At 68.7% G+C, this 15,874-nt stretch carries 15 protein-coding genes and 1 pseudogene; 8 read left to right on the forward strand and 8 right to left on the reverse strand.

Annotation, left to right across the window (positions count from 1 at the left end):
* The first annotated feature begins 187 nt into the window (after window positions 1–187).
* The 4 genes from ACFWDI_RS00490 to ACFWDI_RS00505 all read left to right on the forward strand — a co-directional run bounded on the left by ACFWDI_RS00490 (window position 188) and on the right by ACFWDI_RS00505 (window position 6,190).
* On the forward strand, window positions 188–3,040 hold the full coding sequence (locus ACFWDI_RS00490) for an FAD-binding and (Fe-S)-binding domain-containing protein (protein ID WP_385300458.1): 2,853 nt from the start codon (window positions 188–190) through the stop codon (window positions 3,038–3,040).
* 170 nt (window positions 3,041–3,210) lie between these two features.
* Window positions 3,211–3,378 carry a hypothetical protein gene (locus ACFWDI_RS00495; protein WP_385300459.1) on the forward strand — a complete coding sequence of 56 codons (168 nt, stop codon included), beginning with the start codon at window positions 3,211–3,213 and terminating at the stop codon, window positions 3,376–3,378.
* A 99-nt stretch (window positions 3,379–3,477) separates the two neighbouring features.
* Complete coding sequence (locus ACFWDI_RS00500) at window positions 3,478–5,481, forward strand: hypothetical protein (protein WP_385300460.1); 2,004 nt, start codon at window positions 3,478–3,480, stop codon at window positions 5,479–5,481.
* A 34-nt stretch (window positions 5,482–5,515) separates the two neighbouring features.
* The gene (locus ACFWDI_RS00505; RefSeq protein ID WP_385300461.1) at window positions 5,516–6,190 is read left to right on the forward strand and encodes a hypothetical protein; all 675 of its coding nucleotides are present in this window, start codon (window positions 5,516–5,518) and stop codon (window positions 6,188–6,190) included.
* A gap of 11 nt (window positions 6,191–6,201) precedes the next feature.
* Here ACFWDI_RS00505 and ACFWDI_RS00510 read toward each other — a convergent pair whose 3' ends face one another.
* From ACFWDI_RS00510 to ACFWDI_RS00545, 8 genes and pseudogenes are all read right to left on the reverse strand, one after another.
* Window positions 6,202–6,621 carry a pyridoxamine 5'-phosphate oxidase family protein gene (locus ACFWDI_RS00510; RefSeq protein ID WP_385300462.1) on the reverse strand — a complete coding sequence of 140 codons (420 nt, stop codon included), beginning with the start codon at window positions 6,619–6,621 and terminating at the stop codon, window positions 6,202–6,204.
* A gap of 235 nt (window positions 6,622–6,856) precedes the next feature.
* A complete protein-coding gene (locus ACFWDI_RS00515; RefSeq protein WP_385300463.1) occupies window positions 6,857–7,351 on the reverse strand; it encodes a hypothetical protein in 495 nt (164 codons plus the stop codon).
* A 71-nt stretch (window positions 7,352–7,422) separates the two neighbouring features.
* Window positions 7,423–7,656, reverse strand: coding sequence for a DUF397 domain-containing protein (locus tag ACFWDI_RS00520; protein ID WP_385300464.1), 234 nt, complete (start codon window positions 7,654–7,656; stop codon window positions 7,423–7,425).
* A gap of 175 nt (window positions 7,657–7,831) precedes the next feature.
* Window positions 7,832–8,059, reverse strand: coding sequence for a hypothetical protein (locus ACFWDI_RS00525; RefSeq protein WP_385300465.1), 228 nt, complete (start codon window positions 8,057–8,059; stop codon window positions 7,832–7,834).
* A gap of 61 nt (window positions 8,060–8,120) precedes the next feature.
* Window positions 8,121–8,955, reverse strand: a pseudogene (locus ACFWDI_RS00530) (helix-turn-helix domain-containing protein).
* Window positions 8,952–9,473: a DUF6879 family protein gene (locus ACFWDI_RS00535; RefSeq protein WP_385300466.1), complete on the reverse strand. Its 522-nt coding sequence runs from the start codon at window positions 9,471–9,473 to the stop codon at window positions 8,952–8,954. Before ACFWDI_RS00535 ends, ACFWDI_RS00530 begins: the two are co-directional and overlap by 4 nt.
* Window positions 9,457–9,669 carry a hypothetical protein gene (locus ACFWDI_RS00540; protein WP_385300467.1) on the reverse strand — a complete coding sequence of 71 codons (213 nt, stop codon included), beginning with the start codon at window positions 9,667–9,669 and terminating at the stop codon, window positions 9,457–9,459. The genes ACFWDI_RS00535 and ACFWDI_RS00540 overlap by 17 nt, the downstream gene beginning before the upstream one ends.
* Before the next feature lie 87 nt (window positions 9,670–9,756).
* The gene (locus ACFWDI_RS00545) at window positions 9,757–10,644 is read right to left on the reverse strand and encodes a LysR family transcriptional regulator (RefSeq protein ID WP_385300468.1); all 888 of its coding nucleotides are present in this window, start codon (window positions 10,642–10,644) and stop codon (window positions 9,757–9,759) included.
* A gap of 105 nt (window positions 10,645–10,749) precedes the next feature.
* Between ACFWDI_RS00545 and ACFWDI_RS00550 the strand changes: the two genes are divergently transcribed.
* The 4 genes from ACFWDI_RS00550 to ACFWDI_RS00565 all read left to right on the forward strand — a co-directional run bounded on the left by ACFWDI_RS00550 (window position 10,750) and on the right by ACFWDI_RS00565 (window position 15,858).
* On the forward strand, window positions 10,750–11,718 hold the full coding sequence (locus ACFWDI_RS00550) for a DMT family transporter (protein ID WP_385300469.1): 969 nt from the start codon (window positions 10,750–10,752) through the stop codon (window positions 11,716–11,718).
* Window positions 11,719–11,798: 80 nt separating this feature from the next.
* The gene (locus tag ACFWDI_RS00555) at window positions 11,799–12,587 is read left to right on the forward strand and encodes a TIGR03084 family metal-binding protein (protein ID WP_385300470.1); all 789 of its coding nucleotides are present in this window, start codon (window positions 11,799–11,801) and stop codon (window positions 12,585–12,587) included.
* Window positions 12,587–14,263: an acyclic terpene utilization AtuA family protein gene (locus ACFWDI_RS00560; RefSeq protein ID WP_385300471.1), complete on the forward strand. Its 1,677-nt coding sequence runs from the start codon at window positions 12,587–12,589 to the stop codon at window positions 14,261–14,263. The genes ACFWDI_RS00555 and ACFWDI_RS00560 overlap by 1 nt, the downstream gene beginning before the upstream one ends.
* Window positions 14,260–15,858, forward strand: coding sequence for an acyl-CoA carboxylase subunit beta (locus tag ACFWDI_RS00565; protein WP_385300472.1), 1,599 nt, complete (start codon window positions 14,260–14,262; stop codon window positions 15,856–15,858). Before ACFWDI_RS00560 ends, ACFWDI_RS00565 begins: the two co-directional genes overlap by 4 nt.
* The last annotated feature ends 16 nt before the right edge of the window (window positions 15,859–15,874 follow it).

Below are 15,874 nucleotides of genomic sequence, written 5' to 3' on the forward strand. Positions count from 1 at the left end.
CTTCCGGGGGTGGCGGTGGCAGTAACTGGAGCCGCTTGTTCCTGATCAAGTTGTCGCCACTATAGGAGAGTTGCCGATCGCATTGGGAAGTTCTTGTGGGGTTTCGTCGCGGGCGGTGCGGCGCAGCGTGCGCAGCTGGCACGTTTCCTTCCGGTGTGACGAGAGAGACAGGGGCATCCTGAGACACATGGCTGAACAGCGACAGGGACGGTGGGGCGGCCGGGGCGGGCGGGACCGCCGGGAGGCGGGCGAACTGGCGCGCGCGCTCACCCGGGCGGTGCGCGGCGAGGTGGACTTCAGCGCGGCCGCGCGGGCGCTGATGACCATGGACGCGTCCAACTACCGGCGTGTGCCGGTCGGCGTCGTCGCGCCGCGCGACGCCGAGGACGTGGCCGCCGCCCTGGAGGTGTGCCGACGGCACGGGGTGCCGGTGGTGCCGCGCGGCGCCGGAACCTCCATCGCAGGTCAGGCCACCGGCATCGGCGTCGTCCTGGACTTCACCCGCCATATGACGGCGGTGGTGGCGGTGGACGCGGCGGCGCGTACGGCGGTGGTGCAGCCGGGCGTCGTCCTGGACACCGTGCGGGACGCCGTACGGCCACATGGGCTGACGTTCGGACCCGACCCGTCCACGCACAGCCGCTGCACGCTCGGCGGGATGATCGGCAACAATTCGTGCGGCTCGCACTCGGTGGCGTGGGGTACGACCGCCGACAACGTCCGGAATCTGTCCGTGCACACCTACGGCGGCGCGGAACTGCGGCTCGGGCAGGGCTGGGAGGGCGGCGCGCCGACGGGGCTGCGGGACCTGGTCGACCGGAATCTGGCGCTGCTGCGGACCGGGTTCCCGGACGGGCTGCCGAGGCGTATCTCCGGCTACGCGCTGGACGCTCTGCTGCCCGAGAAGGGCGTCGATCTGGCGCGGGCCTTCTGCGGCAGCGAGGGCACGCTGGGCGTGCTGACCGAGGCGACGGTACGGCTGGTCGAGGCGCCGCGCGCACGGGCGCTCGCCGTGCTCGGCTACGCCGACGAGAGCGCGGCGGCGGATGCGGCCCCGGGCCTGCTGGCGTACCGCCCGCTGACCGTCGAGGGCATGGCCGAGGACCTGGTGCGGGACGTGCGGGGGCTGCCGCGCGGCGGGGCCTGGCTCTTCGTGGAGACGGGCGGCGACACCGCGGCCGAGGCGCGGGCGCGGGCGGACGGCATCGTGCGGGCGGCGGAGGCGCTGGACGGCACGGTGGTGGACGACCCGGCCGGTATGCGGGCGCTGTGGCGGGTGCGGGAGGACGCGGCGGGGACGGCGACCAGGACCGCCGACGGCGGTGAGGCGTGGCCGGGGTGGGAGGACTGCGCGGTGCCGCCGGCCCGGCTGGGCGCGTATCTGCGGGACTTCCGCGCGCTGCTCGCCGAGCACGGTCTGCGCGGTACGCCGTACGGGCACTTCGGGGACGGCTGTATTCATGTCCGTATCGACTTCGACCTGATGAGTGCGGAGGGAGTACGGGCCTTCCGGCGGTTCTCCGAGGAGGTCGCGGAGCTCGTGGTCGCGCACGGCGGCTCGCTGTCGGGGGAGCACGGCGACGGTCAGGCGCGCGCGGAGCTGCTGCCGAAGATGTACGGCGACGAACTGGTCGGCCTCTTCGGCCGGTTCAAGGACCTGTGGGACCCGGCGGGCGGTATGAACCCGGGGATGCTGGCCCGCCCGGACCGCCTCGACGCCAACCTCCGCTTCGAGGTGCTGCCGAAGAAGCCGGTGGAGGTCGCCTTCGGCTATCCGCACGACGGCGGGGACTTCTCGGTGGCGGTACGGCGGTGCGTGGGCGTCGCCAAGTGCCGTGTCGCCGGGCCGGGTTCAGGTACGGACGTGATGTGCCCGTCGTTCCGCGCCACGGGCGAGGAGGCCCACTCGACGCGCGGCCGCGCCCGGCTGCTGCACGAGATGCTCGCGGGCGAGGTCGTCCGTGACGGCTGGCGCTCGGAGGAGGTACGGGACGCGCTGGATCTGTGCCTCTCCTGCAAGGGCTGCCGGAGCGACTGCCCGGTGGGCGTCGACATGGCCACGTACAAGGCGGAGTTCCTGCATCACCACTACGCGGGCCGACGGCGGCCGGCCTCGCACTACGCGATGGGGTGGCTGCCGGTGTGGCTGCGGGCGGCGGCGCCGTTCGCGCGGGTGGCCAACGCGGCGGCCGGGGTCCGGCCGCTGGCCGCGCTCGCGAAACGGCTGGGCGGGATCGCGCCGGAGCGCGAGCTGCCGAGGCTCGCGCCGGTGACGTTCCGGCGCTGGCTGCGGGAGCACATGGGCGACCGGACGGCGGTCTTCGCGGCCGGCCGTACGGCCGTGCTGTGGCCGGACACCTTCACCGACCATCTGTCGCCGTCCGTGGGCCGGGCGGCGGTGCAGGTCATGGAGTCGGCGGGCATCGGCATCGCCCTTCCGCCGGGCCGGGTCTGCTGCGGACTGACGTACGTCTCCACGGGCCAGCTCGACCGGGCCCGTACGGTCATGCGCCACACGCTGGACACGGTGGAACCGCTGCTGGAGCTGGGCGTCCCGGTCGTCGTACTGGAACCGAGCTGCGCGGCGGCCCTGAAGACGGATCTGCCGGAGCTCCTGTCCGACGACCCACGGGCGGCCCGCCTGGCCTCGTCCGTACGCACCTTCGCCCAGGCCCTGGAGGAGTGCGCCCCGGACTGGACCCCGCCCCGGATCAACCGCCCGGTGGCGGGCCAGACGCACTGCCACCAGCACGCGGTCCTGGGCGACGCGGCGGACCGCCGACTTCGCGAACGTGCGGGTCTGGAGGGCGAGTTGAGCGGCGGCTGCTGCGGACTCGCGGGCAACTTCGGCTTCGAGCGGGGCCACTACGAGGTGTCGGTGGCGTGCGCGGAGGACCAACTGCTCCCGGCGGTCCGCGCGGCGGGCGAGTCCGCGGAGGTCCTGGCGGACGGCTTCTCCTGCCGTACGCAACTGGAGCAGGTGGAGGGGCGGCGGGCGCGGCATCTGGCGGAGGTGCTGGCGGAGGGGCTGGACGGCTGACCGATTATTTGGGGCCACGACTTGCCGGGGCCGGTCAAGGGTGAAGGAATCATGTGAGATGCGGAAGAACACCGATGGACAAAAAGCCCAGTTGCTAGGTTGACGTGGAAGTTGCCGTCCACCAGACGGGCGTACGGGGACGAGGCGGATAACGGGGAAGGGATCCTCTCATGGCGTGGGACGAATGGGAGCAGCTGAAAGCACAGGCGGCCGAGAAGGGCTCCACGGGAATGCGGCTCAATCAATTGCCTGCGGATGCCGGGGGTGGCGGGCAGGGTGATTTCGTCGCCTACCAGGACGACTTGGGCGCCGTCGGTCATGAAGCCTTCATTCTGTAGAAGACGGCAAAGCAGTTCGACGACGCGCACGCGGAGGCCAAGAGTATCTGGACACTCCTTGACGACGCCCATACGGAACTCGTCGCGATCCAGAAGAGCATGAAGACCGCAGTCGATGTGGATGCGCCCAACCTGGGTGTCAGGATCGAGGACATCGGCGGCGGGGCAGTCCGGTGGTACTTCCCCCACATACGGGGGGACAGTGACGAACGCACACAAAAACAACTCGATGCAGCACAGGAACTGGCTGACCGGATCACGGGGTTGACAGCTCATGCCGCGGAGATCGACGCCAACATGGCCAGGGCGCTCGGCAGAACCAACAAGAATGACCCCAACGACTTCAGCAGCAACAACTACGCATCGCTGGACGACGCCGAGAAGGACCGAGCGCTCGAACTGGCCAGGCTCGGCCGGAAGATGAACGACAAGCAGTTCGCCGAGTTCAACAGCATCATGAAGTACAACACGAAGGACCCCGAGTTCGCGGACGCGTTCTATACGGGCCTGGGCGGGCCCAAGCAAGCTCTGGAATTCTTCGGTCAGATGTCCATCGACAGCGCCCACGGGGACAACAAGGCGCGTCTGGAGTTGACCAAGGAACTCCAGCGCAACATGGGCCTCACCCTGGCAACAGCCACCGACCCGGATCACAACCCCGGGTACCTCAAGGACTGGGGTGCGCAGTTCCGTAAGCTCGGAACCCAGCAGATTCCGCTCGAGAAGTACGGCAGGGACTCACCTCCCTTCGGCTACCAGCTGCTCGGCGGGATCATGCGTTATGGAAACTACGACCCGAAGTTCCTGAACCCCATTGCTGAACACGTGATTCAACTTCAGCAGAAGGACCCGATCCTCTTCGCCCACTCGAAGAGCGAGTTCGGCACGAATCTGTACAACCCGTCGGGCAAGGAGGGTGCCGGCTTCGACCCGGTTCCCGGGGTGCTGGAGGCTCTTGGGCACAGTCCGGAAGCAGCGAAGCAGTTCTTCACGGCGGAGCCCACGGCCTACAACGAGGACGGGACCGTCAAGGGCGGAGCTGCCGACCTCGGCAAGGTCAAGAATGAGGCCATCACCAACTACCTGGACTACTTCACCAACGAGGACTACAAGGGATTCCCGGGCGACATCAACGGTCACTTCAACCCGGACGCAATACAAAAGGCCACGAACTACGTGCCCGACGCGCTTGGGCACGCCCTGGAGGCGGCCACCCTCGGACATGCCTACGACGACCCGACGCCCAAGCTGGTCAGAGACGAAGACTCCGCGGCCATCATGAAGTCCGTTGTCGAGAAGTACGGTGACGCCGACTTGCTCGACCGCCAGGAGGTGCTCTCCGACAGTCTTGGCCGGATGGGAGCGGGCTATGTCGACGACATCAACTGGGCGTTGAACGACAACGACTCGACGAGCATGTTCGCTCCTCAGCGCGACCCAGCAGATCACGCCGAATTCGGCCGGGACGGTGCGCGAAACTTTCTCAACGCGCTGGGCAGGCATCCGGATGCCTATGCGGAGCTCTCGAACGCCGAGAAGATCTACACGACCAGCGTGCTCGACGCCCAGGTCGGCGACAACGGAACGATCAACCAGGCCCATGCCCGAGAGGCCGTACGCACCGGCGGTGAGGTGCAGGGCATGCTCGACGAGTCACGTGCCGACCAGGTCAAGGCCGACGGTCTGGCGAAGGACGAGGCTTACAACAAGGCCCTGGAAAAGCGGGCGGGCTGGATCGAGTTCGGCACGGGAGTGGGGATCGCCGCAGGTGCCGCCTTCCTTCCCCCTGTCGCAGCCGCGGGCGTTGCCGCTACCTTGATCCCGGTCATCACGGATGCGGGAACGGGAGCTCTTGAACAGCATCTCGGAAATGTGATCGGCGACTGGAGCGAATCCAAACAACAAGACAGTGGTGACGACGTCCTGAAGCAGCGGCTCGCCATTTATGACGCCGGTGAAGCCACGTCGGAAGCTCCGATGAGAGAGTTTATGAAGCTCCATGGGATCGAGCGTGACAGCGAATTTGGCGGCGACTTGGAGGAAGCGCTGAACAGCGGTTACGACAAGGGGAGTAATCGTGCGGCCCACATGGCCCAATCCTGAACAGTAGACTCGTTACGGGCTGAAAGTGGTTCACATGAAATTCCCGGTGAGGAAAGTTGGCGCGATATTGCTTGCCTTGCTTGCTCCTCTTGTCCTCGCGGCGTGCGACGACGACAAGGATGAGCCCGATCACGGCAAGGATTCAGTGAGCTCCAAGCAGCTCTGCGATGGCGCCTTTTCGGCTGACGCAGGTCAAGCGATCGAAACCGTCTCCGGCGTGAAGGAGTTCTCACAACTCTCCTCGGAGGGTGACCTGCAAGATGTTGCCAAGAGCATCGTCGGGGATTATTCGGCCTCGGCCGACACCTGGGCGAAGGATCATATTCTGTGCAAGGTGTACACAGTCCAGTCCGGTGTGGCGTTCGACCTGGAGATCGCCTATTCTCTGACCGACGAGAAGAATGTGGCAGTCGGTGGCGAGGATCCGAAATTCACGAAGTACAAAATTGGCCGAAAGGCATTGGCCAAAACCGATGAAGCCGTTCTGTACAACGAGTGCGTAAGTAAGAAACTGTCTGGCAGTGAGGGCTCTCCGGCGATAATTCGGGGTGAGCTCAAGTATCGAACTGAGCCTGAGGGAAATTCCCAGAAGGTTCGTGAGAACAGTTTGACGATCCTGAATTCAGCTTCCCTCGCACTCGCGAAGAATCTGGGTTGCGAGAAGAATGGGCAGCTCGTGGCCAAGCCCGCCCTGACACCGGCGTCCTGACGGCTGACCGTTTATGGGAGGGGCAGCTCGACGATGTGCGGAGGGTCCTGGGTGAAGTCGCTGTACCGCACCCAGGTCGGCCGTACCCGCACATGGGTGATGCCGGGCCAGGCGAGCCGGTCCCGGCCGTCGGGATACGCGGCGAAGTAGCACTGCTGAAGGCGTTCGAGCTCGGAGCCGGTGGGGAAGTCCGCGACGCCCTCGATCTGCGCGGTGACCGCGTCGTCCCAGCCGATCACGAGGGCGATGCGGGGGTCGGTACGCAGGTTGAAGCACTTGCGGGTCGTCTCGACGGTGTCGAAGACGATCTCGAGCTCGTCAGTGACCGCGAACCCGACGACCGCGGCCTGGGGTGCTCCGTCCGGGGTCACTGTCGCCTGGACGGCGAGCTTGTACCGGCGAAGGAACCACAGCAGCTCGTCGCGCTTCATGGGTCCTGTCTATCAGGGGGTTGGCGGGGTGGCCCGTCGGCTCACTCCTACGCGAGCCGGGCCGGGCCTCAGGTGTCACCAGGCTCGTGCAGAAAGGTGACGCCGCTGGAGGGTGTCTTGCCCCATCGACCGGCCTCACCGCGCGGTGAGGCCGACGGCGGCGAGCTGTCCCAGGGTATGCCGCAGTGCCGCGGCCTCGGCCGGATCGAGCGCGTCGCTCTCACGTTTCCAGGCCTCACCCTGACGTACGCGCGACTCGGGGGCGGGGAGCCGGGCAGTCGAGATCGGGTGCGGTGCTGTTGGGGGAGCAGGTCACCAAGGCCAACGACAGGAACGCGGGTCGTTCGAGGTAGAAGCCCAGGGACATGTCGCCACCCCAACCAAGACGCTCAGCAGCGGAGTTGATCAGCACGGTCATGCGCGTGGTGTCTCGGTCCGAAGGGGAAGCGAAACGGCGCACATACTCGGTCAGTCGCTCACCGAGCCATTCCGCAGCCCTCTTCGGCTCGTCCCACGTCCCACGGATCAGATCCTGGGGCTTCATGAGCCAGTGGGCCGTCTCGAGCGGCGGCAGATCGGATACGGGGAAGTCGGCGAGGACGTCGCGGTACCGCTGGATCAGCTCCGGCTTGCTGCCGGCCGGGGGCGGCTCGGGGTGTGGGGGACGGCGGAGGGCTTCCTGGTCGAACCGCTGCTTCGGACCCGCCCACAGATAGCCGTGATGGTGCAACTTGCGTCCCGTTCAGTGTGATTGGAGGCCTCGGCCCCTGGGGGGAGGGGCCGAGGCCGGCTGGGTGCCCTCTAGGCCGAGAGGCCGAAGCGCTCCGGAGCGATCCCCGCGGCGTCCAGCTCGGCCGTGGTGAAGCGCAACGGCTCCATGCCCGGCCGCTTGCTGTCACCCAGCGCCCAGGCGTCCGCGCCGATGCGGGCGAGGGTCACGCAGGACTCGCCGTCGGGGTGGGTGTTGCCGCCGCACGCCTTGGCGAATGCGGCGCCGTCGATGGCGAATGCGTAGAGGTCGGTTCCGTTCTGCATGGGTGTGCCTTCCTGATCGTCTGGCGACCACAGGACGTGGCCGCCCCCCGGCCCGTGCCGCGGGCGGAAGCTGTGGGGTGTGGGGCCCGTCTCAGGTGGAGTGGGGGAGCTTGGACACGACGGTGACGCCGGGGCCTTGGGCTATGACCTGGGCGTGGAGCAGCGCCTGCAGGGTCTACCGAGAGGCGCCGATGGCGGCGGTCAGCCGTTCGCTCAGCAATTCGGCTTCGGAGGGAAGCAGAACCATTTCCGTGTCCACCGTGTGCCGACCGTTCTTTGTCAGCCAGATGGGAATGCGAACGTTCCCGTCGTCATCCTTGTAGGCGGGGCGACTCGGAATGGGGTCCACTCGCCAGCCCTTGGTGGTGGGCTCCTCACGCGGATTCCTCAGTTTGGTCGGCATGCGTCCATGGTCCCGGTGCATCGGGGACGTATCCAGACCCATTCCCGTTGCGGCATAAAAATCAAGCTCGGTGCAACTCGGCCCATTCGGAAAGCTGTTGGCGAGCCGCGTCCTGGAACAGGGCGTGCGCCTCGAACACACTGAAGACTTCCAGATGCTCCGCTATGTCGCGGGAGTCTCGAAAGACCATACGGCCGGTGAAATTCTCAACCGTCGCCAGCCGGTCGTCATAGACCGTGAACGTGTTCATCGGGCCACGGGGTATGCGGGTCCCGAGCGTGATGATGCCAATGCGGATGTTGGGGAGGCGCGACAGGGAAACCAGTCGGTCGATCTGCACGGCCATGGCTGAAGGCGGCACGATCGCCCACCTCACTGCCTGCTCGGTGAGCAGGAAGGTGAAGGACTTCGACGTGTCGTAGAGGACCGACTGCCTCTCCAGTTTGCGTGCCACCGTTTTCGAGGTGTCACCCGGGAATCCGCTCAGGCTTGCCCGCACGTACTCCGGAGTGGCCAGCAGCCCCGTCACCATGGCGGGCAGAAAGTACCGGAGGGTTTTCGCCTCGGCTTCCAGCGCTGCCAGCTCCGTCTGCCGCTTCTCCAGACCCCTGCGTCGTGAGGAACGCTTGTCCTGCCACTGGGTATTGGCGATCCGGGCCAGAGCCGTCACTTCGGTCATCAGCTCCGGCGGAGCGCCAATTGCCCGCAGGATGCGCTCGACATCAACAAGGCTCGGGGTCCGCTTCCCCGTTTCGAAACTTACTGATCTGCGACTGAGACATGTTGCATCGCTTGGCGAGCCGGTCTCCGGTGAGACCGGCCGCCTTGCGTAGCTCTCTCAGTTGCTCAGCCAGGTCGGTTCTGGACTGACCCAGCTCGTCAGGCTCGAACGTCACCCGTGTTCTTTCACGTACTCCGCAAACGATACCGACCCGGCCAGCGCAATGCGCTTCCACTCCTGGTAGGGCTCTATTTCGCCCTCGAACGTTTCGCGGTTGATCTGTGTCCCGTCCGGGCGAAAGTTCAGGTGGACCACGCGAGCACCGTCGAACATCCACCAGTCGGTCCCGCTGAGCGGCAGCCCGTAGTCCTGGTCGGTGACATCGAGAACGCGGATATCCTCACCCGCTTTAATGTTGCCCGGAATGCCCCACGCGAACTGGTAGCGCTGATAGTCGGTGAGAGGCTGCCGCACGATGCGTACGCGGCCGATCCTCCGGCCCGAAGTCACATACGCGCGGACGCGCTCGTGCCAACGCGAATTGTGGTCACCGGGTTTGGCTTCCCCTCGCAAGAAGCGGGCAAGACTCTTCGCTTCCTGCGGCATGGTGTACGTGGGCTGGGCCTCGAAACGCCACGCGTCCTGCGTGAAGGAATCGAAAGCCCTGTTCCACTCGTCACCATCCAAGTGCATGGATAGCCTCCCTCAAGATGTGCTCCGGGATCTCCACGAGCCCTTCCCCGTCCGGGACCGCGAAGCCGTCATAGAGATCACCCTGGACAACGATGGATCCCCGTCCTTGGTGCCTGTACAGGTTCGGGCAGTCGTCGTCGTCACAGTTCGGTCCGTTTAGCTTGCCGGTGAGCCTGGTCAGTTGCTCTCGTGGCATGGTGCCCCCTGTCTTCGGCCCCCGGGACGGGACCGGCCGAAGTCGACGCTACGGAGTCCGTTTTCCCACGTCCACGCCGACTTGGGGTTATTCCCGTTCCGGCATAGACGATCTTGGGGAGCCCGCCGCAGCCACCTCCCGCGCCAGCGCCGCCAGTTGAGGGATCGCCGGATGCGGCGCCCTCTCGCGCCACGCCAGCAGGACCGGTGCCGGTGGCGCGTCCGACAGGGGGCGGTACGTCACGCCCGGGTGCGGGTGCATCGAGGAGGTGGAGGCCACCGAGACCCCCGTGCCCCGGCCCGCCGCGATCGCCGTGAGCCAGTCGTCGGTGTTGGCGACGGTGAGCGTGGACGTCGGACGGTTCTCCGGCGGCCAGAGGTCGAGGGTCGTCAGGCCCGAGACCGTGTTCAGGATGACCGGCCCGCCCGCCAGTTCCGCGAGGGTCAGGGAGGTGCGTGCGGCCAGCGGGCCGTCCGACGTCACCGCTGCCACGCGGGGCTCGGTGAAGAGCAACTCGGTGACCAGGCCGGGCGTGTCCACCGGGCCCCGCAGCACCGCCGCGTCGACCTCGCCGCGGGACAGGCCCGCCGTGCGGTCGTCGATGCGGAGGAGTTCCAGCGGCGTGTCGGCGTGGTCCTGCTGCCAGCGGCGCAGCAAGGGGGTCGTGTACGGGCCGAGGGCGGACCAGGCGTGCCCGAGCCGCAGTGGCCATCTGCGCAGCCGGCCGGGGTCCAGCGCCTCGTCGAACGCGGCCACCGCGGCCGCCGCCTTGTCGCGGAAGGCCCGGCCCTCGGCGGTGAGGGCGAGATGGTGGGTGGAGCGGTCGACGAGCCGGATGCCGAGATGTTTTTCCAGCGCCGCGAGAGCGCGCGAGACGGTGGGCTGGGCCAGGTGCAGCCGGACCGCCGCCCCGGTCACGCTGGACTCCTCCGCGATGGCCAGGAAGCAGCGGAGATGGCGCAGCTCGATGCTCATGCGTCTGGAGCATAACCCCAGCCCAATTGGTATTTCACGCAGCGAGCCCGCGCCCGTAGCGTGGAGGGGGTCGGCGGCCGGAATCAGCAATCAGGGAGGTGTGCGGTGGACGAAACCCGTACCAGTGTCGTCACGGGCGAGCTCGAGGCCGCCGCAGCCCTGGATGCCGCAGAAAGCCCCGGCCCCGGCCCCGGCAGCGGCGACGGCACCGGTCGCGGCACACGATCCCACCGCACCCTCGGCCCCGTCGCCCTTGTCGTCGCCGGTGCGCTGTCCGTCCAGTTCGGCGCTTCCATCGCCGTACTGCTCATGCCGCGAGCCGGAGCTCTCGGTGTCGTCACCCTCCGGCTCGTGCTCGCCGCGCTCGTCCTGCTCGTCGTCTGCCGGCCCAAACTCCGTGGGCACTCGCGCGCCGACTGGGGCACCGTTGTCGCCTTCGGCGCCGCGATGGCCGCCATGAACGTCCTCTTCTACCAGGCCGTCGACCGCATCCCGCTCGGTGCCGCTGTCACCTTCGAGGTCCTCGGCCCGCTGGCGCTGTCGGTGATCGTGTCGCGGCGGCTGGTCAATCTCGTCTGGGCGGGCCTCGCGCTCGGCGGCGTGGTCCTGCTCAGCGGCGGCGGCTTCGACCGGCTCGACCCCGTGGGCGCGCTGTTCGCGCTCTCCGCGGGCGCGATGTGGGCCACGTACATCGTCTTCAGCGCCCGCACCGGGCGGCGCTTTCCGCAGGCCGACGGGCTCGCGCTGGCCATGGCGGTCGGTGCCGTACTGAGTCTGCCGCTCGGGATCGCGGAGTCCGGATCCACGCTGCTCGTGCCGTCCACGCTCGGTCTCGGGCTCGCCGTCGCGCTGATGTCGTCCGTACTCCCGTACACCCTGGAGCTGCTCGCGCTGCGCCGGCTGCCCGCCCCGACCTTCGCGGTGCTGATGAGCCTGGAGCCGGCGATCGCCGCCACGGCCGGGTTCCTCGTACTGCATCAGGACCTTTCCATGGTCGACGCCTTGGCGATCGCGCTGGTCATCGCGGCGAGCATGGGCGCGGTACGGACGCAGGTGGCCAGAAAGGCACAGTAATCAAGCAAGCATGCTTGCTTGTTTCTCCGTGCGCTGCCATGCTCCGGGACACACAACGTCGTGTCCCGAGGGAGCGCACCGTGTCCGACCCGGCCGTCGTACTCGACGACTTGCGTAGCGAAAGCGATGAACTCGACCTGCTGGTAGGGGAGTTGAACCCCGCACAGTGGGCGGGTCCGACGCCAGCGCCGCGCTGGAGCGTCGCCCATCAGATCGCCCACCTCGCCTGGACCGACGCCGCCGCGCTGCTGGCCGTCACCGACCCCGAGGCCTTCGCCGCCCAGGTCGAGAAGGCTCTCGGCGCGCCGGACTCCTTCGTGGACGAGGGCGCCGAGGCGGGCGCCGCGCTGCCGCCCGGTGAGCTGCTGGCCCGCTGGCGCGACGGCCGCGAGCGGCTGCAACAAGCTCTGCGCCAGGCCCCGGCCGGCGCCCGCTTCCCCTGGTACGGGCCGCCCATGAGCGCCGCGTCGATGGCGACCGGGCGGCTGATGGAAACCTGGGCGCACGGGCAGGACATCGCCGACGCGCTCGGCGTCGTGCGCGAACCGTCCGCACGGCTGCGGCATGTGGCCCACATCGGGATCCGGGCGCGCGACTTCGCCTTCGGAGTACGGGGGCTGACGCCGCCGGCCGATGCTTTCCGGGTGGAGCTGACCGCGCCCGGCGGCGAGCTCTGGGCGTACGGCCCCGAGGACGCCGCGCAGCGCGTCACCGGGCCCGCGCTCGACTTCTGTCTGCTGGTCACGCAGCGGGCCCACCGCGACGATCTCGCCGTACGGGCCCAGGGCGCCGACGCGGACCGCTGGCTGGACATCGCGCAGGCCTTCGCGGGACCTGCGGGACCCGGCCGCGACCCCAAGGCGGCGTGATGCTGCGGATCGGGAACGCGTCCGGCTTCTACGGCGACCGCTTCGACGCGATGAAGGAGATGCTCACCGGCGGGCCGCTGGACGTACTGACCGGCGACTATCTCGCCGAGCTCACCATGCTCATCCTCGGCCGCGACCGGCTGAAGGACCCCCGCCTCGGCTACGCCAAGACCTTCCTCAAGCAACTGGAGGAGAGCCTCGGGCTCGCCCACGAGCGCGGTGTGAAGATCGTCGCCAATGCGGGCGGGCTCAACCCGGCGGGCCTGGCGACCGCGGTACGCGAGCTCGCCGACCGGGTCGGCGTCCCGGTCCGGGTCGCGCACGTCGAGGGCGACGACCTCGCCGCCCGCTTCCCGGACGCCCTCAGCGCCAACGCCTACCTCGGCGGCGCCGGTATCGCCGAGTGCCTGCGCGCCGGGGCCGATGTCGTCGTCACCGGCCGGGTCACCGACGCCGCCCTGGTCACCGGACCGGCGGCCGCGCACTTCGGCTGGGGGCCCGAGGACTACGACGCGCTCGCGGGCGCGGTCGTCGCCGGGCACGTCCTCGAATGCGGCACCCAGGCCACCGGCGGCAATTACGCGTTCTTCAGCGGCCATGACGTACGCCGCCCCGGTTTCCCGCTCACCGAGATCCACGCCGACGGCACCTGCGTCATCACCAAGCACGACGGCACGGGCGGCTTCGTGGACGTCGGCACGGTCACCGCGCAGCTGCTGTACGAGACCGGAGGCGCGAGGTACGCCGGGCCGGACGTCACCGCCCGCCTCGACACCGTACGGCTGGCGCAGGACGGACCGGACCGGGTGCGGATCTCCGGCGTACGCGGCGAGGCCCCGCCGCCCCGGCTGAAGGTCGGACTCAACCGGCTCGGCGGCTGGCGCAACGAGGTCGTGTTCGTACTCACCGGACTCGACATCGAGGCCAAGGCACGTCTGGTGCAGGAGCAGCTGGCGGAGGCCTTCGGCAAATCCCGTCCGGCGGAGGTGCGTTGGGAGCTGGCCCGCACCGAGCGGCCGGACGGCGACACCGAGGAGCGGGCCAGCGCGTATCTGCGACTCGTGGTCCGTGACAGCGACCCGGACAAGGTCGGGCGCGCGGTGAGCGGCGCGGCGATCGAGCTGGCGCTCGGCAGCTACCCGGGCTTCCATGTGACGGCGCCGCCCGGGAAGGGCGCGCCGTACGGGGTCTTCGAGGCCGAGTATGTGGACGTGGCCGAGGTGGCGCACACGGCCGTACTGCCGGACGGGCGACGGGTGGCCGTGCCGACTCCCCTATGTACGAGGGAAGTCGGTCACCTGGAAGAGGCCGGTGCGCTGCCGCCGGCACTGGACACCGCCGGGCCCCACCGCGCCGCCCCGCTCGGCCTGATCGCCGGGGCCCGCAGCGGCGACAAGGGCGGCGACGCCAATGTCGGGGTGTGGGCCAGGACCGACGACGCCTGGCGCTGGCTCGCCCACGAACTGACCGTGGACCGCTTCCGCGCGCTGCTCCCGGAGACCGCGGGACTGAAGGTCGTACGCCATGTCCTGCCGAATCTGCGCGCCCTGAACTTCACGGTCGAGGGGATCCTCGGCGAAGGCGTCGCGGCGCAGGCCCGCTTCGACCCGCAGGCGAAGGCGCTCGGCGAGTGGCTCCGCTCGCGGTACGTCGATATCCCGGAGGAACTGTTGTGACCGTGCTCGCCTCGGCCCTCGACCCCGCGGGCCCCGAATTCGCCGCCCACCGCGACACCATGCTCGGCAAGCTCGCCGAGCTGGACGCCGAGCACGCCAAGGCGCTCGCGGGCGGCGGCGAGAAGTACATCGCCCGGCACCGGGGGCGCGGCAAGCTGCTGGCGCGCGAGCGCATCGAGCTGCTCATCGACCCCGACACGCCCTTCCTCGAGCTGTCCCCGCTCGCCGCCTGGGGCAGCGACTATCCGGTGGGCGCGTCGATGGTCACCGGCATTGGTGTGGTGGAGGGCGTCGAGTGCCTGATCACCGCGAACGATCCGACGGTGCGCGGCGGGGCGTCCAACCCCTGGACGCTGAAGAAGGCCCTGCGCGCCAACGAGATCGCGTACGCCAACCGCCTGCCCTGTATCTCTCTCGTCGAGTCCGGCGGCGCGGATCTGCCCTCCCAGAAGGAGATCTTCATCCCGGGCGGGGCGCTCTTCAGGGACATCACCCGGCTGTCGGCGGCCGGCATTCCGACGATCGCGGTCGTCTTCGGGAACTCGACGGCGGGCGGGGCGTACGTCCCCGGTATGTCCGACCACACCATCATGATCAAGGAGCGGTCGAAGGTTTTCCTCGGCGGGCCGCCGCTGGTGAAGATGGCGACGGGTGAGGAGAGCGACGACGAATCGCTCGGCGGCGCGGAGATGCACGCCCGTACGTCAGGTCTCGCCGACTATTTCGCCCTCGACGAGGCGGACGCGTTGCGGCAGGCCCGGCGGGTCGTCGCCCGCCTCAACTGGCGCAAGGCGCACGCCGATCCGGCTCCGGCCGCGGCGCCCAAGTACGACGAGGAGGAGCTCCTCGGCATCGTGCCCGGCGATCTGCGCACACCCTTCGAGCCGCGCGAGGTGATCGCACGGATCGTCGACGGCTCGGACTTCGACGAGTTCAAGCCGCTGTACGGGCCGAGCCTGGTCACCGGGTGGGCTTCGCTGCACGGCTATCCGGTGGGTGTGCTGGCCAACGCGCAGGGCGTGCTGTTCAGCGCGGAGTCGCAGAAGGCGGCGCAGTTCATCCAGCTCGCCAACCAGCGCGATGTGCCCCTGGTCTTCCTGCACAACACCACCGGCTACATGGTCGGCAAGGAGTACGAGCAGGGCGGCATCATCAAGCACGGCGCGATGATGATCAACGCGGTGTCCAACTCGCGCGTCCCGCATCTGTCGGTTCTGATGGGCGCGTCGTACGGGGCCGGGCACTACGGCATGTGCGGGCGGGCGTACGACCCGCGGTTCCTCTTCGCCTGGCCGAGCGCCAAGTCCGCGGTGATGGGGCCGCAGCAGTTGGCGGGTGTGCTGTCGATCGTCGCGCGCGCGTCGGCGGCGGCGAAGGGCCTGCCGTACGACGACGAGGCGGACGCCGGTCTGCGGGCGATGGTGGAGCAGCAGATCGAGGCGGAGTCGCTGCCGATGTTCCTCTCGGGGCGGCTGTACGACGACGGGGTCATCGACCCGCGCGATACGCGGACGGTGCTGGGGCTCTGTCTGTCCGCGATCCACACGGCACCGGTCGAGGGCGCGCGCGGCGGCTTCGGCGTCTTCCGGATGTGAGGCAGTGAGTGAGGCA

The organism is Streptomyces sp. NPDC060064, from assembly GCF_042736455.1.
Classification (GTDB): domain Bacteria; phylum Actinomycetota; class Actinomycetes; order Streptomycetales; family Streptomycetaceae; genus Streptomyces.

Coding starts and splice junctions, on each gene's coding strand:
- ACFWDI_RS00500 (WP_385300460.1), top strand. CDS start 3,478: ATGAAGACCGCAGTCGATGTGGATGCGCCCAACCTGGGTGTCAGGATC.
- ACFWDI_RS00545 (WP_385300468.1), bottom strand. CDS start 10,644: ATGAGCATCGAGCTGCGCCATCTCCGCTGCTTCCTGGCCATCGCGGAG.
- ACFWDI_RS00495 (WP_385300459.1), top strand. CDS start 3,211: ATGGCGTGGGACGAATGGGAGCAGCTGAAAGCACAGGCGGCCGAGAAG.
- ACFWDI_RS00535 (WP_385300466.1), bottom strand. CDS start 9,473: ATGCACTTGGATGGTGACGAGTGGAACAGGGCTTTCGATTCCTTCACG.
- ACFWDI_RS00540 (WP_385300467.1), bottom strand. CDS start 9,669: ATGCCACGAGAGCAACTGACCAGGCTCACCGGCAAGCTAAACGGACCG.
- ACFWDI_RS00505 (WP_385300461.1), top strand. CDS start 5,516: ATGAAATTCCCGGTGAGGAAAGTTGGCGCGATATTGCTTGCCTTGCTT.
- ACFWDI_RS00560 (WP_385300471.1), top strand. CDS start 12,587: ATGCTGCGGATCGGGAACGCGTCCGGCTTCTACGGCGACCGCTTCGAC.
- ACFWDI_RS00525 (WP_385300465.1), bottom strand. CDS start 8,059: ATGCCGACCAAACTGAGGAATCCGCGTGAGGAGCCCACCACCAAGGGC.
- ACFWDI_RS00510 (WP_385300462.1), bottom strand. CDS start 6,621: ATGAAGCGCGACGAGCTGCTGTGGTTCCTTCGCCGGTACAAGCTCGCC.
- ACFWDI_RS00520 (WP_385300464.1), bottom strand. CDS start 7,656: ATGCAGAACGGAACCGACCTCTACGCATTCGCCATCGACGGCGCCGCA.
- ACFWDI_RS00490 (WP_385300458.1), top strand. CDS start 188: ATGGCTGAACAGCGACAGGGACGGTGGGGCGGCCGGGGCGGGCGGGAC.